The organism is Bacillus sp. B25(2016b), assembly GCF_001679765.1.
Taxonomy (GTDB): domain Bacteria; phylum Bacillota; class Bacilli; order Bacillales; family Bacillaceae_G; genus Bacillus_A; species Bacillus_A thuringiensis_K.
In genome coordinates this window covers 4,592,191-4,615,593 of sequence record NZ_CP016285.1, presented here as the reverse complement: position 1 = coordinate 4,615,593, position 23,403 = coordinate 4,592,191, and the positions used below count along the sequence as shown (strand labels likewise).

The following is a 23,403-nucleotide window of genomic DNA, read 5'->3' as shown; positions in this document are numbered from 1 at the left end:
TAAGGTGAGAATTAATTTCAATTTTTTAATTTTATCTATTATACTTAATATAATGATTAATAAGATTTTAGTTTAATGCGAAGGGGATGCTAGGGGGAAGATGTTAAGAAGTTTACGTTTAAAAATTGCGGTAGTGTTTTCAGTACTTATTTCTATGATGTTCGTAATATTGGGTACAGCTGTGTATCAATTACAGAAAGAAAAGGAAGTGCGTTCCTTAGACGAGTATTCTCAAAATGCGATGGATCTTGTGACAGAGCAACTTACGACATTTGTTCAAAGAACGGATGAAGATATGGGGTATTATGCGAACAGTGAGATGATTCGTAATATGCTTCAAGGTGGGGTTACTCCAGAAGAGGAAGCTTTTTTAACGAAAGAGTTTGCAGAGTATAAAAAGAATCATCCTGGTATTTTAGATTTATATATTGGTACGAAAGATAAAAAAACATTAAGTGCCAATCTTGCTGAAGGTGGGCAAGTGCCAGAAGGATACGATCCAACGACAAGACCATGGTATAAAGATTCAGAGGCTGATGTAAAAAAGGTCCATTGGGGACAACCTTCTTATGAAATTGCAACAGGAAAGTTAAGTGTAGGTGTTTCTAAAGCAATTACAGCTCAAGATGGGTCTGTATTAGGTGTTGTTGCGATGGATGTATCGCTTGGGACGATTCAGAAGTTGCTTCACAATATTCAATACAATAATGACGGAGAAATGTTTATTATAAATGATAAAAATATGGCTCTTGTTTATCCAGAAAAGATAGGGAAAGATGTTTCTAAAGAGCCACTTATAAAGAGCTTAAATAAAGAGGTAACAAAATATGCGGTCACTACAATAAAAGGTGAAGATGTAGTTGTTTATAGTCAATCATTTGATACGATGAAATGGACGATAGGAATCTTTTATCCGAAAGAAACGATCGATGGGCTATTAAATAGTACAAGAAATACAGTTATTATAATGGCATGTATTAGTTTATTAGTTGGAATCGTAGCTTCCTACTTGTTCTCAAGAAGATTAGCAAGACCACTGCAACTATTAAAGAATCACGTGCAAAAAGTAGCAGAAGGCGATTTAACGCTGCGAATGAAAGTGACAAGTAAAGATGAAGTTGGAGAGTTGACTAAGCACTTTAATGATATGGTTGAACAAATGAATGAAATGGTAAGTAAAATTAAAAACAGCGTATCAACGGTGCAACAATCAACGAATAGTTTACATTATTTAACGAACGAAACAGTAGCAGCTAGTAGAGAAGTGTCAGGAGCAATGGATGATGTGAGCGGAGGAGCTTCTACTCTTGCGAATAGTGTGGATGAAGTTTCAGCTCAGCTCGAAAATATGGCGGAGTCAGTGGAACAAATGAACAGCTCTGTTGATGAAATAAAAGGAGTGGCTGGCAAAGCGGAAGAGGCATCTAAGCAAGGATTAAATACAATGAGGAATTTAATCCGTACGAGGGGACAATCATCTTCAATTGTTGTTCATACAGAAGAAGCATCGGGTAAGTTAGAACAAAGAGTTGGATCTATTCAAAATGTGGTTGAGCTTATAAAAGGTATTTCGGATCAAACAAATTTACTTGCTTTAAATGCTTCGATTGAAGCTGCCCGTGCAGGTGAGCAAGGTAAGGGATTTGCGGTTGTTGCTGAGGAGGTTCGTAAATTAGCGGAACAATCAAAAGAGGCAACTGGAGAAATCACAACGATGATTGGTGATGTGCAAGTAGAAGTAAAAAGAGTTGTAGAAGTTGTAAGTAAATTGAAAGATATTGCAGATGTGCAAAATAAAGTGACGACAGAGGCGGAAATAGAGTTCCGGACAATTATGTCAGTTGTAAATACGATTAGTACTTCAGTTGAAAAAATTGTAGCAGAGGTACATAACATAGGTTACGAGCAAGGGGAAATTACAGCGGTAATGCATACAATTGCTGGTACGAGTCAAGAAAGTGCAGCTGTTTCTGAAGAGGTACATGCTGCAACGGAATCACAGGTGAATCATTTAGAAAAGGTAGCTCACACGATGGAAAGTTTGACAGAACATATGAGAGATTTAGAAAGATTAGTCGAGCAGTTTAAAGTGGAAGAGTAACATATTAGTAAAATGAAGAGGATTTCGGTAAAATAGACAATGGATATATAAGAAACGATTATAGGAGGAAGACTACTATGGCAATTGTTGATGTATCGATTATTCCAGTAGGAACAGGTAATCCAAGTGTTAGTGAATATGTAGCAGAAGTACAAAAGGTGCTAGAGAAAAATGCGGATCGTGTGAAGTATCAATTAACACCGATGAATACAATTATTGAAGGAGATCTTCCTGTCATTCTAGAAGTAATTCAACAAATGCATGAAGTTCCATATACGAAAGGTGCACAGCGTGTTGCAACAACTATTCGTATTGATGATCGTCGTGATAAAGTAAGCACAATGGAGAAAAAATTAAACTCTGTTCGATCAAAATTATAAGAAAAAGCAGCGATCTTCGCTGCTTTTTTCATATAGGAGGTAAATAAGATGAGTGAAAAGTTTAATGAACAATTTGACGGGTTGTTAGAGAAATACACGGAACTATTACTTGGAGAGAGCAATGAAGAGAGAAAAGAGCAGGTGCAGAAGTGGGCGCTTTATTCTTACATAGCGAAGACAATGCCAGCTTTAGTAAAGCATTGGAATGAGACATATCCAGATGCGAAAGAAGAGATGGTGCAGTTAATTACAGATATTAAAAGGCTGAATGAAGAGAAGCGAAATGAGCAATAAAAAAACTTGAGGGAAATATAATCGCAAGTTTTCTGTATTAATATCCTTATATAACTTACGTGGAATATTAAGGGTTTTATAGGCATGTCGAATATTTTCGGTATGCCTATTTTTGCCCTAGTAAACCCGTTTTTTCTAAATGTCGAAAAATATTCCCTTCATATTTGCATGCGAGAATATAGGTTTTTAAATGTTTTTATAGTATTTTATAAATTATCTAAATAATTATTTGTATCCAATAATTTTAAACAATGATATAATTTTGAAGAGGGGTAAAAAACAGATAAATTACAGTCATAGGGGTGAATTACATGGAACAATTAATGCGAAATTCGTTTCTTTTCTTATCTAAAAATAAAGCGCTAACAAAACTGGCTAAAAAGTACGGTTTACGCTTTGGTGCAGGTCGCTTTGTCGCAGGGGAGACAATTGAATTAGCGACAGCAGCTATTAAACAATTGAACAAGCAAGGACTTTGTGTAACAATCGATTATTTAGGGGAATTCGTTGATAATGAAGCAGAAGCAAATGAAATGGCTAACCAATCGATTGAAGCGATCCGTGCAATTGGAAGAGAAGGTCTTGATTCGCAACTTTCTTTAAAGATGACTTCTATGGGATTAGATATCTCTGATGAAATCGTAATGAACAATATGCGCCGTATTTTAGAAGCTGCAAAAGAAAATGGCGTGTTCGTTACAATTGATATGGAAGATTATACACGCTGTGGTAAAACAATTGATATCTTTAAACAATTAAAATCTGAATACGATAATATTGGTACTGTTATTCAAGCTTACCTATATCGTACAGAAAAAGATATGGAAGAATTAAATGCGTATAATCCTAATTTACGTCTTGTAAAAGGTGCTTATAAAGAACCTGAAGAGGTAGCATTCCCAGATAAGAAAGATGTAGATGACAATTATAAAAAGATTATTAAAATGCACTTATTAAATGGAAATTATACTGCGATTGCTTCACATGATGAAGCGATTATTGAATATACAAAAAAACTTGCTGAAGAACACAACATTCCAAGGGATCAATTTGAATTCCAAATGTTATATGGTATTCGTAATGAGCGTCAACTTGAGCTAGTAAAAGAAGGTTACAAAATGCGTGTTTACGTACCTTATGGAAACGACTGGTATGGCTACTTCATGCGTCGTCTAGCAGAGCGTCCAGCAAACGTTGCGTTCGTATTAAAAGGTATGGTTAAAAAATAACCAAGGAGAAAATACTCCTTGGTTATTTTAATTGCTGAAATGCATAATGTGCCATTTTCTTCGTATCAGGATATAGTTGCGCCCGAGTAGAAGATAATACGACGTTAATGACGCGTTTACCATCTTTTTCATCGACTGTTACGACTGTATATTTGCCAAGTGCTGATAGACCGCTTTTACTTCCAATCGCATATGGATCGTCATATAGTTCTTCTCGTCCATAGTTTGCGATATTTGGAGAGCGTTCTGAAGTATGTAGAGTTGTACGTGTTGAATTCATATATTCTAAAACAACTGGATACTTTAATGCTTCTTTCGTAATCATAGCAATGTCATATGGTGATACTTTATTTCCAATCGCATCAGCACCACTTGCGTTCTTGAAAGTCGCATGCTTTGTACCAAGTTCCTTCGCTCTAGCATTCATCATTTTCACAAATTCATTTTTTGATCCTGCGATATGTTCTGCAATTGATTCAGCTATTGGATCTGCACTAATGATAAGCATAAGTTTTAATGCCTCATCACGTTTTAATTTTTCTCCAGCACGAAGTTTAATTTTCTTACTTTGACTTTCTGTTTTAATTGCATTTTCTGTAACTGTAATTTCTTCATCTTCTTTTACATTCTCTAGTAAAAGAAGGGTTGTCATCATTTTGGCTATACTAGCCGGATAAGAGCGTTCGTCTTCACGTTTCCCATACAAAATTTCACCTGTGTTTGCATCGATTGTAATGGCGTATTGCCCAGTAATGTTAGGTTGATTAACTCTTACAGCTTGTTGCCTTTGTGCATAAGAGAAGAAAATCATCCCTGTAAATAGTGTAGCAATCATTACAATCATAACTATTGTTCGTTTCATCATCGGTCCCTCTTTTGTTTTCCATATGTACAAATAAATTGGGCAGAAAAAGCAGCCATTAATCATTATGCCACGTTCTCTGCCCAAAAATATAGCGTTATTTTTCGCCCATATTATGCTTCTTATATTGTTGGTTGTTACCTTGGCGTCCTTTTTCAACACCGTGATTATGCGGACCTGCGTTTCCAGTTACACTAGCTGCACTAATTCCAGCCTTTGAAGGGTTCTTCTTAAGTTTTGCCATATATATTCCTCCAGTTTCGTCAGATTATAAAAAGGAAAAGTGCATTTAAACAAAGAAAATACACATGTATAGCATAGCCAAATGAAAGAAAAATATTTATTTCAGAAAATTTTATCAATAAATATATTGCGAAAATTTAAACAGTATCATATATTTATTAGTAGAGGCTCACTCATTGATTGCGACTTATGTCGAAAAATTGAATGAGCATTCATTCAAGAATAGGGGGAGAATTGGATGTTCCAAATTAAAAAGGCTGCTGTTCTAGGTTCAGGCGTAATGGGTTCGGGAATTGCGGCACACTTAGCTAATATTGGTATTCCGACATTATTGCTTGATATTGTACCACCTGCGCTTACGAAAGAAGAAGAAGCGAAGGGACTTACATTAGAACATAAAAGTGTGAGAAATCGTTTTAGTAATACGGCTGTGCAAAAATTATTAAAGCAAAAACCAGCTCCTCTGACAGTGAAAGGAAATCTAGCACTGATTGAAGCAGGTAACTTAGAAGATGATCTTGAGCGTCTAGCTGATGTAGATTGGATTATTGAAGTAGTAGTTGAAAACTTAGAGATTAAAAAGAAATTATTTGAAAAAGTAGACGCTGTTCGTAAACCGGGTTCTATTGTCAGCTCGAATACGTCAGGCATCTCAGTTGAAAAAATGGCAGAAGGTCGTTCAGACGACTTCCAGAAACACTTCTTAGGCACACACTTTTTTAACCCACCACGATATTTAAAACTTCTAGAGGTAATACCGACGAAAGAAACAGATCCACAAGTATTAAGCTTCATGAAACTATTTGGCGAAGACGTTCTTGGAAAAGGCGTTGTTATCGCAAAAGACACACCAAACTTTATTGGAAACCGCATCGGTACGTACGGTTTACTTGTTACTCTTCAAGAGATGGTAAAACGCGGCTATAGTATTGGGGAAGTTGATTCTGTAACAGGCCCACTTATTGGTCGTCCGAAGAGCGCAACGTTCCGCACATTAGATGTTGTCGGCTTAGATACATTCGTACACGTTGCAAATAACGTATATGAAAATGTGCAAGAAGAAGAGCGTGATGTATTTAAAGTACCAGCTTTCATGCATGAAATGCTTGAGAAAAAATGGCTTGGAAGTAAAACGGGTCAAGGCTTCTTCTTAAAACAAGGGAAAGAAATTTTAGAGTTAAACCCTAAAACGATGGAATATGAAGCGCGTAAAAAATTAAAAGCTGCATCCGTAGAGTTAAGTAAACAAGAAAAAGGATTAGCGAATAAATTGAAAGCGCTTGTATACGCGAAAGATCGTGCAGGAGAGTTGTTATGGAACATCATTACACCAACTCTTTTATACTCTGCAAAACTTCATAAAGAAATTGCTGACGATATCGTTGCAATTGACCAAGCGATGAAGTGGGGCTTCGGCTGGGAGCAAGGACCATTTGAAGTGTGGGATGCAATCGGTGTTGAAAAATCTGTTCAAAAGATGGAAGAAAACGGCGTAGTTGTTCCTACTTGGGTGAAAGAAATGTTAGAGAAAGGTTTCACTACTTTCTATAAACATGATAACGGCGATAGCTACTATTACGATAATGGCGAATATAAGCTAATCGAGCGTAATAAAAAAGCAATTTCTCTTAAGCAATTAAAAGCGAAAAATGGTGTATTAAAGAAAAATAGCGGAGCGAGCTTAATTGATTTAGGCGACGGCATCCTTTGCTTAGAATTCCATTCGAAGAGCAATGCAATCGGTATGGATATTACGCAAATGATTAACTATGCTGTTGATGAAGTAGAAAAAAATTATAAAGGTCTTGTTATCGGTAACCAATCGAAGAACTTCTGCGTTGGTGCGAACTTAGCGATGATCTTAATGGAAGCACAAGACGACAATTACTTTGAAATTGAGTTGGTTGTGAAAAACTTCCAAGATGCAATGACGAAAATTAAGTACTCTTCTAAGCCAGTTGTAGCAGCACCATATGGTATGACGCTTGGCGGAGGTACAGAAGTTTGCTTACCATCAGCTAGCATTCAAGCTTCTAGTGAAACGTATATGGGCTTAGTAGAAGTTGGTGTTGGCTTAATTCCTGGCGGAGGCGGTAATAAAGAGCTATACATTAAACACTTAAATAAAATGCCAAATGGTGTAGAGTTTGACCTGCAAAAAGTTGCGAATAAAGTGTTCGAATCTGTAGCGATGGCGAAAGTTTCTACATCAGCCCAAGAAGCTGTATCGAACAACTTCTTAGGCGATAAAGACGGTATTAGTGTGAATGGTGATCACTTACTATATGATGCGAAACAGAAAGCACTTGCTTTATATGAAGCTGGTTATAAAGCACCGATTCGTAAAAAGATACCAGTTGTTGGTGAAACAGGATATGCAACTCTTGTACTTGGTGCAGAAGCAATGCATTTATCAGGTTACATTTCTGAACATGATCTTCACATTGCGAAGAAACTTGCATATGTCATTGCGGGTGGAAAAGTGCCGTACGGAACAGAAGTTGATGAGCAATATTTATTAGATGTAGAACGTGAAGCATTTATTAGCTTAGTAAGTGAGATGAAATCACAAGCAAGAATGCAGCACATGCTTGTAAAAGGAAAGCCATTACGTAACTAATAACGAGGGGAGATATCGTTCATGAGAGAAGCTGTCATTGTTGCGGGAGCAAGAACACCAATTGGAAAAGCAAAGAGGGGTTCATTAAAAACAGTTCGTCCTGACGATCTAGGGGCGTTAGTAGTAAAGGAAACGTTAAAGCGTGCGAATTATGAAGGACCAATTGACGATTTAATTTTCGGCTGTGCGATGCCAGAAGCAGAGCAAGGTTTAAATATGGCTCGTAATATCGGTGGATTAGCAGGACTTTCTTACGATGTTCCAGCTATTACGATTAACCGTTACTGTTCTTCAGGTTTACAAAGTATCGCTTACGGAGCAGAGCGTATTATGCTTGGTCACTCTGAAGCTGTATTATCAGGTGGAGCGGAATCAATGAGTTTAGTTCCAATGATGGGACACGTTGTTCGTCCGAATAGTCGCCTTGTAGAAGCAGCTCCAGAATATTATATGGGTATGGGACATACAGCAGAGCAAGTTGCTGTGAAATATGGAATTTCTCGTGAAGAGCAAGATGCATTCGCAGTAAGAAGTCATCAACGTGCTGCCAAAGCATTAGCGGCAGGGAACTTTGCTGATGAAACAGTATCTGTAGATGTAACGTTACGTACTGTTGGAGCAAACAACAAATTACAAGAAGAAACAATCACTTTCGCACAAGACGAAGGTGTAAGAGCAGAAACGACATTAGACATCTTAGGTAAATTACGTCCAGCATTTAACGTTCGCGGTTCTGTAACAGCTGGTAACTCTTCACAAATGAGTGATGGTGCAGCATCTGTATTATTGATGGATCGTGAAAAAGCAGTAAGTGATGGTATGAAGCCACTTGCGAAATTCCGTTCATTTGCAGTAGCTGGCGTACCACCAGAAGTAATGGGAATCGGTCCAATCGCTGCAATTCCGAAAGCGTTAAAACTAGCTGGTTTAGAGCTATCTGATATCGGCCTATTCGAACTAAATGAAGCATTCGCTTCACAATCAATCCAAGTTATTCGTGAACTTGGTTTAGATGAAGAAAAAGTAAACGTAAACGGTGGTGCAATCGCACTTGGACATCCACTTGGCTGTACAGGAGCAAAACTAACACTATCTCTTATTCACGAAATGAAACGCCGCAACGAACAATTCGGTATCGTAACAATGTGTATCGGTGGCGGAATGGGAGCAGCGGGAGTATTTGAATTACTATAAAAAAAGTGGAAGCGGCTTGCTCAGAATGTGAGGGGGATGGAGCTTCAGACGAAGAGGCGCTCTTTGCCTCGTAGGAAGAAGCGAAGCCACCGAACATTCTAGCCACTGGAACTGGACTATAAAAAAGTGGAAGCGGCTTGCTCAGAACAGGAGGGCGTTGGAAGCCCTGACGAAGAGGCGCTTTTTGCCTCACAGGAAGGGGTGAAACGACCGACTGTTTTAGCCACTGGAACTGGATTATAAAAAAAGAATGGAAGCAACGAAGGTTTATAAAAAATAAAATTGAGAGCCAGCTTCTTTCTTTTTTGAAAGAAGCTGCTCATGAAAATATGAAGGAGGAAATTTTCATGGAAAAAACAGTAGGAAATGCGGTTAAAGGCGGTAGCTTTTTAGTAGATGAGATTACGATTGATCAAGTGTTTACGCCAGAAGATTTTTCATCTGAGCATAAAATGATTGCAAAAACGACAGAGGACTTTATCGTAAATGAAGTTCTTCCAGAGCTTGAATATTTAGAGCAACATGAGTTTGATCGTTCTGTTCGTCTGTTAAAAGAAGCTGGAGAACTTGGTTTATTAGGTGCTGATGTACCAGAAGAGTACGGAGGAATTGGCCTTGATAAAGTAAGCTCAGCGTTAATCGCAGAGAAATTCTCTCGCGCAGGTGGCTTTGCAATTACTCACGGTGCTCACGTAGGTATCGGATCGTTACCAATCGTATTATTCGGTAACGAAGAGCAAAAGAAAAAGTATTTACCATTACTTGCAACTGGTGAGAAATTAGCTGCATACGCATTAACAGAGCCAGGTTCAGGATCTGACGCATTAGGTGCAAAAACAACTGCACGTTTAAATGCAGAAGGTACACATTATGTATTAAATGGTGAAAAACAATGGATTACAAACTCTGCATTCGCTGACGTATTTATCGTGTATGCAAAAATTGATGGAGAGCACTTCTCAGCATTTATCGTAGAGAAAGAATATGCTGGCGTATCTACAAGCCCAGAAGAAAAGAAAATGGGTATTAAATGTTCTTCAACTCGTACGTTAATTTTAGAAGATGCATTAGTACCGAAAGAAAACCTACTTGGTGAAATCGGTAAAGGTCATATTATCGCATTCAACATTTTAAATATCGGCCGTTATAAATTAGGTGTTGGTACAGTTGGATCTGCGAAACGTGCAGTAGAAATTTCAGCACAATATGCAAACCAACGTCAACAGTTCAAGCAACCAATCGCTCGCTTCCCATTAATTCAAGAGAAACTTGCGAATATGGCAGCAAAAACATATGCAGCTGAAAGTTCTGTATATCGTACAGTAGGTTTATTCGAAAGCCGCATGAGCACATTATCTGAAGAAGAAGTAAAAGACGGTAAAGCAGTAGCAGCTTCTATCGCTGAATATGCAATCGAGTGCTCTTTAAATAAAGTATTCGGTTCTGAAGTACTAGATTATACAGTAGATGAAGGTGTTCAAATTCACGGTGGTTACGGATTTATGGCAGAGTACGAGATTGAAAGAATGTACCGCGATTCTCGTATTAACCGTATTTTCGAAGGAACGAATGAAATTAACCGCCTAATCGTACCAGGTACGTTCTTACGTAAAGCGATGAAAGGTGAATTACCACTTCTTCAAAAAGCACAAAAATTACAAGAAGAGTTAATGATGATGATGCCAGAAGAAGTAGGCGATGAGCCATTAGCACTTCAAAAGTATTTAGTAAGTAACGCGAAGAAAATCGGCTTAATGGTAGCTGGATTAGCAGCTCAAAAATACGGTAAAGCATTAGATAAAGAGCAAGAAATTCTTGTGAATATCGCTGACATCGTAAGTAACCTATATGCAATGGAATCAGCTGTTCTTCGTACAGAAAAAGCAATTAAAACAACTGGTCTTGAAAAGAATAAACAAAAAGTGTTATACACTGAAGTATTCTGCCAAGAAGCATTCAACGAAATTGAAGCAGATGCGAAAGAAACACTTATCGCAGTTGAAAACGGCGACATGCTGCGCATGATGTTATCATCATTACGTAAATTAACTCGCCACACACCACTTAACGTAATTCCGAAGAAACGTGAAATTGCTGCGAAAATTTTAGAAGATGAGCGTTATACAGTTTAATATCTTTAAAGAACAGTAGTCGTTTATACGGCTACTGTTCTTTTTTTTGAAAAAAAGAAATTTTTTAGTGACATAAAACTAATACCATTAGTATAATAAAACTAATGATATTAGTTTTCGTGAAAAGGGAGATGGAAATATGAGAATGATACATGAACAAACGGTATATCAATTGTCATTTTTGCCAAGAGTGTTTCCTGTGAATTGTTACTTTGTGGAGGAAGAAGATGGTTTAACTTTAATTGATGCGGCTTTGCCATATAGCGCAAAAAGTATTTTACAGGCGGCTGAGAAAATAGGAAAACCAATTACTAAGATTGTATTAACACATGCGCATGATGATCACATCGGTGCATTAGACGCAATAAAGGAAGTACTCCCTAATGTTCCAGTCTATATTTCTAAGCGGGACGCAAAGCTGTTAGAAGGAGATACGACGTTACAAAAGGATGAACCAAATATACCGATAAAAGGCGGTGTACCTAAAAAGGTAAAAACGGTACCTGATGTTTTATTAGAAGATGGCGACCGAGTTGGATCGCTTCTTGCGATTATGACACCGGGACATACGCCAGGATCCATGTCATTTCTTGATGTACGAAATAAAGCTCTTATTGTTGGGGATGCATTCCAAACAAGAGGAGGTATGGCTGTTTCGGGACAAATGAAATTTTGGTTTCCGTTTCCTGCGATGGCAACGTGGAGCAAAGAAATATCATTACAAAGTGCAGAGAAGTTAAGCGAATATGAGCCTTCCTTACTTGCGGCAGGGCATGGGGAAATGATAAAGAATCCAGGGACTGTCATAGAGCTTGCTATTAAGGAAGCGAAACGGAATATAGAAAGTAAGAAAGAGGGTTAATTTATGTCACCGAGAATCGGACTTACATTACAGAAAATTGTAGAAACAGCTGCAGAAATTGCAGATACAAATGGAATACAAGAAGTAACGTTAGCTTCATTAGCGAAAAGGTTAGGGATACGTTCGCCCTCACTATATAATCATGTAAAAGGGTTACAAGATGTACGGAAAAATCTTGGTATTTACGGAATAAAACAGCTGCATAACAAACTGGAAGAAGCGGCCGAGGATAAACGTATGGATGAAGCAATTCATGCATTAGGAGAAGCGTATGTAGCATTTGTCCGAAAACATCCTGGACTATATGAAGCAACTTTTTTACGAGATGAAGAAGTAAGAAAAGCAGGTGACGGAATTGTAAAGCTTTGTCTTCAAGTATTACAACAGTATGGCTTAGAAGGAGAGAATGCACTTCATGCGACACGCGGATTCAGAAGTATTTGTCATGGATTTGCTTCGATTGAACAGCAAGGCGGATTTGGTTTGCCGTTAGATCTAGATATAAGTTTACATGTATTATTGGAAACGTTTATTAAAGGGTTACGTGAATAAGAAGCAAGGTAAACAAAAACCTTAGAAGTGATTCTAAGGTTTTTTAGTGCATATGATTCGAAAAGAATGGTAGGCTTTTTCTTATGAAATGATATTATTTTGCAGGTTTGAAAAATGTATATATCGCTAAGAAAAAGCAAACGAAACTGAATACGATGGGGTCTTGATAGGGACTAGGCTCAGAGCCCTTCTGGATTTCTGTAAGGAAGTCATGTGTTTTCATGTTCATTGCTCCTTTAACTAATAAGTTTTATATGATGCGAGGATTATGGTGGATAGGAAGTGTTTTTTGAAATTTCATATAATAATTATTGCATAGCAATCCTATTCCTAAAACTATAAAATATAAAGTTTTCATAATATGTAAAATTGCATATTATTCTTTTTGTAAATTTTGTTATATTATCTTTATATTTAAATTAAAGGATTTTAATGAGATAAATGAGAATAACTGGAGGGATACTGTGGGTAAAACAGTGTTAGAAGCGTATAGTGTGGAAAGAAAAATCGAGAATATAACATATAAAAATCTATTTGTAATGATAGCAATGATTATAGGGATTTCACTCCTAGGAGGATTATTTCTTGGTTTAGCCTTTGAGATTTATGGAGAAGAAGCATTAAGTACTAAATTAGAAGGATATTATTTACTCTTATTCGATGCAATTGTTGTTGCTATCGTTTTATTAGCCTATAAACCGGTTTTTCATTTTATTAAATACATTTGGGATGTATCCGTTTTGAAGAATGGGAAGACATATTTATATCTATTAATTGGTTTTATTATCATTGCAGTATCACAATATTTAATGTTACATGTGTTTAGTTTTGAAAGTGCAGCGGAACAAAAGGAACAATTAGGGAGTTTAAGGCTTCAAAATAGCATACAAAGTATTATATATGTGTTAAGTGTTGCTATCATTACGCCGGTTAAAGAAGAAATTCTATTTCGAGGTATTTTATATCGATTTTTAGAAAAGAAATATAATTTTTTAGTTAGTATCATTATCTCTTCCTTCATTTTTGGACTTCTTCATGGGGGGCTTCTAATTACAGCAACGATTATGGGAATGGTATTTGCAATGTTATACAAAAAGACGCAATCTATTATACCTAGTATTATTTTACACATTGTATGGAACTTACTTGTGAGTATAAGTATGATTGTATCTCTATAAAAATAAATACATAACCAGTATAAAAGGTGAATGGCTTAGCTATTCATCTTTTATTTTGTATGCACGTGAAAAAGTTAATTCATGTATACAATCAAAAAATAGCTAAATACTAACAGTGAACGAATAAAGAAAGGTAGGAGTATCCTATGCAAAACTTAACAGAGCTTGAAGTAGAAAATTTACGTCATTTAATCGGTGGACATGCAACAATTATTAACAAGTTGGAGCAGTATGCACAGACGTGTACAGATCCACAACTGAAACAAATGCTACAAAAGGATGCACAAGATGCACGAAATACGAAGCAACAATTAATGACTTTTTTAGGATAGGAGGAAGCGGAACATGAATGAAAAAGATATGGTAAATGATTATTTAGCAGGATTAAATGCAAGTTTAACAAGTTATGCAAATTATATTGCTCAGTCTGATAATGAGCAGTTACATCAAACGTTAATCCAAATTCGTAATCAAGATGAGATGCGCCAACGTAATATGTATGAGTACGCAAAGCAAAAGAGTTATTATAAACCAGCAGCACCTGCGAATCCGATGATTGTGCAGCAATTGAAAAGTCAGTTAAGTGCAGAATAATAGGATGAAAAAACGAGCGAAAATGGATTCGCTCGTTTTATTTTGTTGTATGTCAATAAATATATAATAAATATTTTTTCAGTTGTAACAAATATGACGAAAATGGAATATAACAATTCACAAAAAGGACAAAAACTTTGTTCAATATTTCACAAAGTATCCATGGTTTCTATCGTGATAACCTCTATAATTAAGAGTGTAAAGAACAAAAGAAATAGATTATATGATCACTTAGGAGAGATTGCTATGAAAAGACATACAAGAAAAATTGCAATTATCGGTACTGGATTAGTTGGATCAAGTTGTGCGTATTCTATTGTGAATCAAGGCATTTGCGAAGAGCTATTATTAATTGATATAAATCATGAACGTGCAGTTGGGGAAGCAATGGATTTATCACATTGCATTAACTTTACAAATACAAGAACAAAAGTATATGCAGGAAGCTATGAAGACTGCAAAGATATGGACATTGTTATTATTACTGCAGGGCCAGCACCAAAACCTGGACAAAGTCGCTTAGATACTTTAGGAGCAAGTGCAAAGATTATGGAAAGTGTTGTTGGTGGCGTAATGGAAAGTGGATTTGATGGTATTTTCTTACTCGCATCGAACCCAGTTGATATTATTACATATGAAGTATGGAAATTATCTGGATTACCTAGAAATCGTGTGATCGGTACAGGTACATCATTAGATTCTTCTCGCTTAAGAACAATTTTATCTGAAATGTTACATGTAGACCCTCGTAGTATTCATGGGTATTCATTGGGAGAACATGGTGATTCTCAAATGGTTGCTTGGTCTCACGTAACTGTTGGTGGAAAGCCAATTCTGCAAATTTTAGAAGAACAAAAAGAACGATTTGGTGAAATAGATTTAGATGAAATTGTTGAGAAGACTGCGAAAGCTGGATGGGAAATTTATAAGCGAAAAGGAACTACTTATTACGGAATCGGAAATTCTCTAGCATATATTGCGAGTTCAATCTTTAATGATGATCACCGTGTCATTGCTGTATCAGCCATTTTAGATGGTGAGTATGGTGAATATGATATTTGTACAGGAGTACCAGCTATTATTACTAGAGACGGTATAAGAGAAGTTGTAGAACTCAATTTAACAGAGGATGAAGAATCTCGATTCGCAAAATCAAACGATATTTTACGTGATTATATGAAAACAATTGGTTACTAACTTATAGAAGAAGGTGAAACAAATGAAGGAATATATAATGTCTCGTGTATTTAAAGCATCTGCTGGAATCGCACAAGGTATTTTCGTATCCCTCGGAATTGGTTTACTGATCGAAAATATAGGAAGAATTGTTGATATACCATTACTTATTACAATCGGAGTTGTTGCAAAATCACTTATGGCACCAGCAATTGGTGCCGGGATTGCTTTTATGCTCGGTGCAAATGGCCTTGTAATCTTCTCGGCTATGGTGGCTGGAGCAATTGGTGCCGGATCCATTTCAATTACTGAAGCAGGTCTAATTATTAAAACAGGTGAGCCAATCGGTGCTTTATTAACAGCAACTTTAGCTGTATATATTGGTAAACGTTTAAGCGGAAAAACTGCTTTAGATATGATGCTCGTTCCATTTACGGCAATATTAGGCTCTGGTTTAGTTGGTATTTGGTTAGCTCATAATATTACTCCTGTTTTAAACGCAGTTGGAGCTTTTATTAAAGATAGCTCGGCTGGTAGCCCGTTTATCGCTTCTATCGTCATTGCAGTAGTTTGGGGACTATTACTTATCTCTCCAGCTTCATCAGCTGCGTTAGCAATTGCACTTAGCTTAGACGGTGTTGCAGGTGGTGCTGCTCTTGCCGGATGCGTCGCTCAGTTTATCGGATTCTCTGTCATCTCAGCGAAAGAAAACAATTTAGGTGGCATATTAGCTCAAGCACTTTGTACTCCGAAAGTACAGTTGCCAAATATCACTAAAAATCCAATGATTCTCGTTCCAACTGTCGTCGCCAGTGCTATAGTCGGTCCAGTATCCGCATTAATTTTCCAACTGGAAGCAGGAAAGGAAATTGCAGGTCTTGGATTAAGTTCTCTTATCGCACCAATTAATTTAATTTCCAGCCAAGGATGGGGAGTTCTCCCAGCGATGGTAATTACTTATATCGTTATTCCAGTAGCTGTTTCTTATATACTTTACATTGCTCTTAAAAAAGCAGGTCGTATTCATTCTGGTGATATGACTGTACCGCAATCTTAAATTGAAAATCTCCTTAATAATAGATAAAAGCAGACTGAGAAGCCACAGTCTGCTTTTTTGTCATGTTACATTCTATGATTTTGTTTTACTGGAACTCTTATTGGTTCTTTCGCCAATAAGAGTTGAACGCCGAAGTAAAGTATGCTTGCAAGCGTCATTCCAGAAACGGCATCTACAAAGGCATGCTGCTTCGTAAATAACGTTGATAAAATAATAAGTGTACCGAAGAAAGTAAGGATGTAATATTCAAAAGCATGTTGCTCTCTACGCTTAAAGGCAGCTAACATAATTACAAATGTAGTAAGAACGTGAATGCTAGGGAAACAGTTTACCGGTTGATCGATACTATAAATATAGCGAACTAGTTCAGAAAATACATCTGTTCCAACGACAGTCGGACGCGGTACAGTTGTTTGCCAAAAATAATAAATAGAAAAACAAGCAAGCTTTCCAAAAATAACACTACTTAAAGTGACATAATATTGCTTTCGGTCAGCAAAGCAGTAATAAATAAGTGCGCCGTATAAGTATGGAAACCAAAGTAAATAAGGAATAATAAATGCTTTTACAAATGGAATCCAATCATCTACTACAGTTGTAACGTCTACTGCGTGAACAGTCGATTTATTTAATACGTCGTAAAGGGGACTTACGAGTACAAGTAGAAGTATATAACTTAACGGAAGAAAAGATGAAAGTTTAAATTTCTTCATGTTGATCTCCTATGTTTAGTAATGTAAGTAAATTCAATTGATTATAATATAGAAACGTGAATTGGGCTATCGATTTTACTTACATTTTCTTGAATTAACCTTACGTTTTTGTCACTTGACTAAAAAGAAGGGGAGGGTGCTATATGAAGCGTTTATCGTATTTCTTATTTTTTATATTGATATGCCTAGTCAGTGCTGGGTGTGCAAAGGATAAAGAAGGAGAGAAATTAGAATATAACGGAAGAGCACTCGTAATTGGAGTTGTTGGAGAAAAGCCGAAAGATACGTTTAGGAATGTAAAGTTTGAGGAAATGAAGTTAGAGGCACTGGAAAAGAAATCTAAGGAAGTGGATGGTTTTCTAATAATGAAAGATCACTTTCAAGAAGCCTCAACAGAGCAGTACAAAAATGTATTTTCATCGCTAAAGAAACCAGTGTTTTTTATCGGTTTACAAGATAAATCATATTCAATTTTTATTACAAAAGGGACAGAGTATAACAGTGCACGAAAAGATGTAAATGTGATGTATACGCAAGGTTTTGCAAATATCGGAAGTGGTGAAGGGCAACAATGGGCAATTGGTTTATCTAATGGAGGAAATACAGAAGAAAGTATTCATAATATGTATATCGTCGTATTTCAAACCATCGCAGATTATTTGAATAGATGATGAGGGAGCCTGTAAACAAGGCTTCTTATTTTTTTAAATAAACGTTTGTTTAAGCTGTATGTTCGGTAGGAAGAAACCGATGTAACTTAAGGGTTAAGAAAGAAAAATGGAGAATTAATCAAACGTTTGTTTAAGCTGTATGTTCGGTAGGAAGAAACCGATGCAGCTCAAGGCGTAAGAAAGAAAAATGTGGAATTAATCAAACGCTTGTTTAAGATATATGTTTGGTGCAGAATCTAAAAAAATTTATATATTTATTTTTTTCTTAACAAATGGCGGAAAAATAAGAAAAATTCGCAGGATTATTAAAAATTATCACGAAATAAGTAAAAGTTTAGCGAATAATGGTTTGAAATAATAAAACGTTTTCTATATGATAAAGGTAAAGGTTAGTAAAAAAGTAGGTGAATTTATGACAGTAACATTTTATTCATATCCAAAGTGTGGCACATGTCAAAAGGCAAAGAAATGGTTTGAGGCAAACGATGTAGCATATGAGATGATTCATATTGTTGAAAATCCACCATCAAAAGAAGATTTACGTAATTTACATGAAAAAAGTGAATTACCATTAAAAAAATTCTTTAATACAAGTGGAATGCGTTACCGTGAACTTGGTCTGAAAGATAAGTTGAAAGATGCAAGCGAAGACGAAATGTACGAGCTTTTAGCATCTGATGGCATGTTGATTAAACGTCCAATTGTAACAGATGGAACGAATGTAACACTTGGTTTTAACGAAGAGCAGTTTGAAAGTGTGTGGAAAAAGTACCAATAAGGTATTTTTACATAATTAATACATTCACTGGAGGTACAGTCATGAGCATTCCAAATAATTTACGTTACTCTGAAGAACACGAATGGGTAAAAACTGAAGGTAATGAAGTTGTTATCGGTATCACTCACTTTGCACAAGGTGAGCTAGGCGATATCGTATTCGTTGAACTTCCTGAAGTAGGTGCAACAATCGAAGCTGACGAGCCATTCGGAAGCGTAGAATCTGTTAAAACAGTTTCTGAGTTATACGCACCTGTAAGCGGTAAAGTTGTAGCAGTAAACGAAGAATTAAGTGACCAACCAGAACTTGTTAACGAATCTCCATACGAGGGTGCATGGATGGTTAAAGTTGAACTTTCTGATGCAAGCCAAGTTGAGAAGTTATTAACTGCAGAAAAATATGCAGAAATGACAAATCAAGACTAATTTAGTCGACTAAAGGACAGCCTTTGTGCTGTCTTTTTTTATTTTGTGTGAAATAATGAAATTCAAGTTATATGTAAATAAATAAGCTATTATGAGAAAAACTGTTTTGTGGTAAGGTTTCATAAGTCTTCACAATCTGAACGAGCCGCTTACGCTTTTCTTTTGCAAAAATAAACAGGAAACAACATGAAAATAACGAATATACTATATACTAAGTTCAAGGTTATATAGTATATGGTGATCGGGTGATGACATATGATTTATGTAGAAAAAGTCATTATTGTAGAAGGTACATCAGATAGAAGAAAGATTGAATCTATTATTCGTGAACCGGTGGAAATTGTTTGTACAAATGGTACAATTGGTTTGTCGAAAATGGATGAGCTCGTTGATCAGTTTTTTGATAAGGAAGTGTATGTGCTAGTGGATGCTGATGATGCTGGAGAAAAGTTAAGGAAACAATTTCGAAAAGAATTTCCGCAAGCCGAGCATATCTATATTGATCGCTCGTACCGAGAAGTGGCAACTGCGCCATCTACACACTTAGCAAATGTATTATGGGGAGCCGACATTGACGTTTATACAGAATATTTACGGTAAGGAATGATAGAAGTGATTGATTGGACAGGAGCCGAAGCTACAGCCCTAATAGAGAACGAAGAAAAAACAGTATTATATGTATATACTCCAATGTGTGGAACATGCCAATTAGCAAAAAAGATGTTAACAGTCGTTGAGATGACAATTGAAGGCCTCAAAATTGGGATGTTAGATTTAAATTATGCTCCGCATTTAGCGAAAGAGTATGGGATTGAAAGTGTACCTTGTTTACTTGTTTTTGAAAATGGGACACTGATGAAGAAGATATACGCATTTCATTCGGTTGAATATTTATATACGGAATTAAAGTAGGCGGCAAAATTTTTGCCGCCTCGACATATTTCTTGGGAAATATGTCGAGATGCAGGGTGGATACAGTATTTGTCGAGCGAAAATAACAGGATTGCTCTTTAGTGAGAGGGAATGGTATGTAATAGAAAGTGATATGAAGGATGTGATTTAAGGTGAAATTATATTCTTTGCTTCAATCATTTGTAAATTACGCTAATGGTCAATATCATTTAGAGCCGCTTTTAAGAAAAGAAGAAAAAACTGTTAATTTCCGCTTTGGAGATGAAAGTTGTTCGTTACAAATTTCAAGAGATTATATAGAACTGCTACATGAGGAAATAGGGACGGAGCAAATCGTTTGTGTAGATGAAGAAGATGTAAAACAATTGGTAAACGGCAATGTACGATTGCAAATGTTAATGAACGATGGACGTGTACAATATTCGGGAACGTATCGAACGATGCTATTAGTCGAATCGATGTTTCATATATGTAAACCGATGTCAGTAGGTGCTTAAAATTCTGAAGGTTCATTTTTTACGAAAATTTCTGTTGACATGGTGTTTAGATATTGATACAATTCAATTCATAAAATATAGACAATTTCATAAATTACAAATCAGACGAAAATTGAATCTGATTTCTCTTATCAAGAGAGGTGGAGGGACTGTGCCCTGTGAAGCCCGGCAACCGTCAACTTATGTTGAAATGGTGCCAATTCCTGCAAAGCAAATGCTTTGAGAGATGAGAGAGAGGGATAATGTTGTTATATACGCACATAAACCTTTCTGCTTCTCTAAAGCAGAAAGGTTTTTTTATTGTTTGAATGTGGAGGACATTCAAATAATAAAGGTAGTGATAACGGTGGACTACGCGCATTAAACATAAAAAATTGCGGAGTCGATCTAAACAAAAAGGGGTGAACATCATGATCTTATTAGAAAATGTAAAAAAAATATATAAAGCAAAAAGCGGTGATGTCACTGCTGTAGATAACGCCAATTTAAAAATAGACAAAGGTGAAATCTTTGGTGTTATCGGATATAGCGGCGCTGGGAAAAGTTCGTTAATTAGATTGTTTAATCAGTTAGAGAAACCGACTTCTGGCCAAATTACAATTGCCAATCGTGTTATATCAGCAATTACAGGAAGTGAACTTCGTAAGGCAAGGCAAGAAATCGGAATGATTTTTCAGCACTTTAACTTACTTTGGTCACGAACTGTACGTGAAAATATAGAGTTTCCACTTGAAATTGCAGGTGTTGATAAAGCGAAGAGAAGAAAACGTGTTGATGAATTAATTCATCTTGTTGGATTAGAAGGGAGAGGAGACGCGTACCCATCTCAGCTAAGCGGAGGACAAAAGCAACGCGTCGGGATTGCAAGAGCTTTAGCTAACAATCCACAAGTGCTTTTATGTGATGAAGCAACGTCAGCTCTTGATCCAGAAACGACAGATCAAATTTTGGATTTACTATTAGACATTAATAAGCGCCTTGGTTTAACAATTGTACTCATTACACATGAGATGCACGTGATTCGAAAGATATGTAACCGAGTGGCGGTAATGGAGAGAGGAAAGATTGTAGAAACAGGTCCAGTACTTGATGTATTCCGTAATCCGAAGCAAGATATTACGAAACGATTTGTACAGCAGTTAACAGATTCTGAAGATACAAATGAAACGATTGAAAGTTTAATTGAAAAATATCCAGATGGAAAAGTAATTCGTTTGCAATTTATCGGTGAGGCTGTAGAAAGACCAGTGCTTCAACGATTAATGCAACGCAGTGATATAGAAGTTAGCATTTTGCAAGGGAATATCGCACAAACGAATAACGGTTCTTACGGTAGTTTAGTTGTTCATTTAAATGGTGAGGAAATAGCGATCCAGCAAGCAATAGAAGGAATTCATCAAGATCAAGTAGAGCTGGAGGTGATTGCACATGGATAAGTTACTCGCAAATGTTGATTGGAATCAAATGTTAGAAGCAACTGGTGAAACGTTATATATGACGGCAATCGCAGCTCTTGCGACATTTGTTTTAGGACTAATTTTAGGATTGTTACTCTTCATGACAGCGAAAGATAATCTATGGGAAAACAAATCAATTAATACGGTGATTGGAGCATTCGTAAATATATTCCGTTCTATACCATTCATCATTTTAATTATTTTATTAATCCCATTCACAAAGATTCTTCTTGGAACAATTCTTGGAGCAAGTGCAGCATTGCCAGCTTTAATTATTGGAGCGGCACCATTCTACGCGAGAATGGTTGAAATCGCACTTCGCGAAATTGATAAAGGTGTAATTGAAGCTTCAAAAGCAATGGGAGCGAAAACAAGCACAATTATTTTGAAAGTGTTAATTCCAGAATCGTTACCAGCATTAGTATCTGGTATTACTGTTACGACAATTGCTTTAGTAGGCTATACAGCAATGGCGGGAGTTGTTGGTGCTGGTGGCCTTGGAACACTTGCTTACTTAGAAGGATTCCAAAGAGGGAATAACGATGTAACAATCGTTGCGACAATTTGTGTATTACTAGTTGTATTTTTAATTCAGTGGATTGGTGATAGTTTAACGACTCGAATAGATAAACGGTAATAAAAAACGGGAGGATGTTTCAAATGAAAAAATTATTACTTACGGCACTTATTTCAACTTCAATTTTTGGGTTAGCTGCTTGTGGTGGGAAAGATAAAGATGAAAAGAAACTTGTTGTGGGTGCTTCTAACGTACCGCATGCTGAAATTTTAGAAAAAGCAAAACCGTTACTTGAGAAAAAAGGAATTGAATTAGAAGTCAAAAAGTTCCAAGATTACGTGTTGCCAAATAAATCGTTAGCGGATAAGGATTTAGATGCAAACTACTTCCAGCACATTCCGTATTTAGAGAAAGAAATTAAAGATAAAAAATATGATTTTGAAATAGCAGGAAAAATTCATTTAGAACCAATCGGTGTATATTCTCAAAAATATAAGAGCTTAAAAGAACTTCCAGACGGAGCGACAATCATTATGAGTAATTCCGTTACTGACCATGGACGTGGTTTAGCAATTTTACAAAAAGAAGGCATTTTAAAAATTAAAGACGGGGTAGATCCAGTTAGTGCAACTCCAAAAGATATTGCAGATAACCCGAAAAACTTAAAGTTTAAAACGGACATTGAGCCAGGTTTGTTACCACAAGTGTATAACAATAAAGAAGGCGACGCTGTTTTAATTAACTCGAACTATGCAATTGATGCAAAGTTAAATCCAGAAAAAGATGCAATTGCAATTGAAGGTGATGATTCACCGTACGCAAACGTATTAGTGGTTCGTAAAGGTGATAAAGATAAAAAAGAGATTAAAGAGCTTGTAGAAGTATTGCATTCTAAAGAAATCGAAGACTTTATTAATAAAGAATATAAAGGGGCAGTTGTTCCTGTAAAAGAATAATTG

At 36.3% G+C, this 23,403-nt stretch carries 26 protein-coding genes and 1 riboswitch; of the genes, 23 read left to right on the top strand and 3 right to left on the bottom strand.

What is annotated here, in order from left to right; translation table 11 throughout:
* The first annotated feature begins 100 nt into the window (after positions 1-100).
* From BAQ53_RS23750 to BAQ53_RS23735, 4 genes are all read left to right on the top strand, one after another.
* Positions 101-2,101, top strand: coding sequence for a methyl-accepting chemotaxis protein (locus BAQ53_RS23750; RefSeq protein WP_000946366.1), 2,001 nt, complete (start codon positions 101-103; stop codon positions 2,099-2,101).
* Positions 2,102-2,178: 77 nt separating this feature from the next.
* Complete coding sequence (locus BAQ53_RS23745) at positions 2,179-2,481, top strand: MTH1187 family thiamine-binding protein (RefSeq protein ID WP_001018860.1); 303 nt, start codon at positions 2,179-2,181, stop codon at positions 2,479-2,481.
* Positions 2,482-2,529: 48 nt separating this feature from the next.
* Positions 2,530-2,775, top strand: coding sequence for a YusU family protein (locus BAQ53_RS23740; protein ID WP_001290594.1), 246 nt, complete (start codon positions 2,530-2,532; stop codon positions 2,773-2,775).
* 311 nt (positions 2,776-3,086) lie between these two features.
* Positions 3,087-4,004, top strand: coding sequence for a proline dehydrogenase family protein (locus tag BAQ53_RS23735; protein WP_000436776.1), 918 nt, complete (start codon positions 3,087-3,089; stop codon positions 4,002-4,004).
* Between the two features lie 22 nt (positions 4,005-4,026).
* On the opposite strand, the gene BAQ53_RS23730 is transcribed toward BAQ53_RS23735, so the two are convergent.
* Positions 4,027-4,866, bottom strand: coding sequence for a D-alanyl-D-alanine carboxypeptidase family protein (locus BAQ53_RS23730; protein WP_208906299.1), 840 nt, complete (start codon positions 4,864-4,866; stop codon positions 4,027-4,029).
* Positions 4,867-4,963: 97 nt separating this feature from the next.
* On the bottom strand, positions 4,964-5,110 hold the full coding sequence (locus BAQ53_RS23725) for a YuzL family protein (protein ID WP_001096344.1): 147 nt from the start codon (positions 5,108-5,110) through the stop codon (positions 4,964-4,966).
* Positions 5,111-5,347: 237 nt separating this feature from the next.
* Here BAQ53_RS23725 and BAQ53_RS23720 point away from each other — a divergent pair, with 237 nt between their 5' ends.
* The 10 genes from BAQ53_RS23720 (at position 5,348) to BAQ53_RS23675 (ending at position 16,474) form a co-directional block, all read left to right on the top strand.
* Positions 5,348-7,729, top strand: a complete 2,382-nt coding sequence (locus tag BAQ53_RS23720) for a 3-hydroxyacyl-CoA dehydrogenase/enoyl-CoA hydratase family protein (protein WP_208906298.1) — start codon at positions 5,348-5,350, stop codon at positions 7,727-7,729.
* A 21-nt stretch (positions 7,730-7,750) separates the two neighbouring features.
* Positions 7,751-8,923 carry an acetyl-CoA C-acetyltransferase gene (locus BAQ53_RS23715; protein ID WP_001206335.1) on the top strand — a complete coding sequence of 391 codons (1,173 nt, stop codon included), beginning with the start codon at positions 7,751-7,753 and terminating at the stop codon, positions 8,921-8,923.
* Between the two features lie 347 nt (positions 8,924-9,270).
* Entirely contained in the window at positions 9,271-11,055 is a 1,785-nt protein-coding gene (locus BAQ53_RS23710; protein WP_000416285.1) for an acyl-CoA dehydrogenase FadE, read from the top strand.
* A 139-nt stretch (positions 11,056-11,194) separates the two neighbouring features.
* Positions 11,195-11,917: an MBL fold metallo-hydrolase gene (locus tag BAQ53_RS23705; RefSeq protein ID WP_001242348.1), complete on the top strand. Its 723-nt coding sequence runs from the start codon at positions 11,195-11,197 to the stop codon at positions 11,915-11,917.
* 3 nt (positions 11,918-11,920) lie between these two features.
* Positions 11,921-12,469 (top strand): TetR/AcrR family transcriptional regulator, encoded by a 549-nt coding sequence (locus BAQ53_RS23700; protein ID WP_000074931.1) that lies wholly within the window; start codon positions 11,921-11,923, stop codon positions 12,467-12,469.
* 464 nt (positions 12,470-12,933) lie between these two features.
* A complete protein-coding gene (locus BAQ53_RS23695) occupies positions 12,934-13,647 on the top strand; it encodes a CPBP family intramembrane glutamic endopeptidase (RefSeq protein ID WP_000520911.1) in 714 nt (237 codons plus the stop codon).
* A 146-nt stretch (positions 13,648-13,793) separates the two neighbouring features.
* Positions 13,794-13,979 (top strand): hypothetical protein, encoded by a 186-nt coding sequence (locus BAQ53_RS23690; protein WP_001180555.1) that lies wholly within the window; start codon positions 13,794-13,796, stop codon positions 13,977-13,979.
* 13 nt (positions 13,980-13,992) lie between these two features.
* The gene (locus tag BAQ53_RS23685; protein WP_001002987.1) at positions 13,993-14,241 is read left to right on the top strand and encodes a spore coat protein; all 249 of its coding nucleotides are present in this window, start codon (positions 13,993-13,995) and stop codon (positions 14,239-14,241) included.
* Positions 14,242-14,487: 246 nt separating this feature from the next.
* A complete protein-coding gene (locus BAQ53_RS23680; RefSeq protein WP_000820650.1) occupies positions 14,488-15,438 on the top strand; it encodes an L-lactate dehydrogenase in 951 nt (316 codons plus the stop codon).
* 22 nt (positions 15,439-15,460) lie between these two features.
* Positions 15,461-16,474, top strand: a complete 1,014-nt coding sequence (locus BAQ53_RS23675; protein WP_208906297.1) for a PTS sugar transporter subunit IIC — start codon at positions 15,461-15,463, stop codon at positions 16,472-16,474.
* Positions 16,475-16,539: 65 nt separating this feature from the next.
* Here BAQ53_RS23675 and BAQ53_RS23670 read toward each other — a convergent pair whose 3' ends face one another.
* On the bottom strand, positions 16,540-17,187 hold the full coding sequence (locus BAQ53_RS23670; RefSeq protein WP_000713772.1) for a phosphatase PAP2 family protein: 648 nt from the start codon (positions 17,185-17,187) through the stop codon (positions 16,540-16,542).
* Positions 17,188-17,330: 143 nt separating this feature from the next.
* On the opposite strand from BAQ53_RS23670, the gene BAQ53_RS23665 reads away from it, so the two are divergent.
* From BAQ53_RS23665 to metQ, 9 genes are all read left to right on the top strand, one after another.
* Positions 17,331-17,858, top strand: coding sequence for a hypothetical protein (locus tag BAQ53_RS23665; RefSeq protein WP_000826885.1), 528 nt, complete (start codon positions 17,331-17,333; stop codon positions 17,856-17,858).
* Positions 17,859-18,270: 412 nt separating this feature from the next.
* Positions 18,271-18,636: an arsenate reductase family protein gene (locus BAQ53_RS23660; RefSeq protein ID WP_000218968.1), complete on the top strand. Its 366-nt coding sequence runs from the start codon at positions 18,271-18,273 to the stop codon at positions 18,634-18,636.
* A gap of 41 nt (positions 18,637-18,677) precedes the next feature.
* On the top strand, positions 18,678-19,061 hold the full coding sequence (gene gcvH, locus BAQ53_RS23655; RefSeq protein WP_000026896.1) for a glycine cleavage system protein GcvH: 384 nt from the start codon (positions 18,678-18,680) through the stop codon (positions 19,059-19,061).
* Between the two features lie 255 nt (positions 19,062-19,316).
* Positions 19,317-19,661 carry a toprim domain-containing protein gene (locus BAQ53_RS23650; protein WP_000640870.1) on the top strand — a complete coding sequence of 115 codons (345 nt, stop codon included), beginning with the start codon at positions 19,317-19,319 and terminating at the stop codon, positions 19,659-19,661.
* Between the two features lie 3 nt (positions 19,662-19,664).
* Positions 19,665-19,973, top strand: a complete 309-nt coding sequence (locus tag BAQ53_RS23645; RefSeq protein WP_002025020.1) for a thioredoxin family protein — start codon at positions 19,665-19,667, stop codon at positions 19,971-19,973.
* Between the two features lie 152 nt (positions 19,974-20,125).
* Entirely contained in the window at positions 20,126-20,470 is a 345-nt protein-coding gene (locus BAQ53_RS23640) for a hypothetical protein (RefSeq protein WP_000781210.1), read from the top strand.
* Between the two features lie 125 nt (positions 20,471-20,595).
* A riboswitch (SAM riboswitch) is annotated at positions 20,596-20,703 on the top strand.
* Positions 20,704-20,880: 177 nt separating this feature from the next.
* The gene (locus BAQ53_RS23635; protein ID WP_000601761.1) at positions 20,881-21,906 is read left to right on the top strand and encodes a methionine ABC transporter ATP-binding protein; all 1,026 of its coding nucleotides are present in this window, start codon (positions 20,881-20,883) and stop codon (positions 21,904-21,906) included.
* The gene (locus BAQ53_RS23630) at positions 21,899-22,564 is read left to right on the top strand and encodes a methionine ABC transporter permease (protein WP_000359401.1); all 666 of its coding nucleotides are present in this window, start codon (positions 21,899-21,901) and stop codon (positions 22,562-22,564) included. The genes BAQ53_RS23635 and BAQ53_RS23630 overlap by 8 nt, the downstream gene beginning before the upstream one ends.
* A gap of 23 nt (positions 22,565-22,587) precedes the next feature.
* Entirely contained in the window at positions 22,588-23,400 is an 813-nt protein-coding gene (gene metQ / locus BAQ53_RS23625; RefSeq protein WP_000735087.1) for a methionine ABC transporter substrate-binding lipoprotein MetQ, read from the top strand.
* The last annotated feature ends 3 nt before the right edge of the window (positions 23,401-23,403 follow it).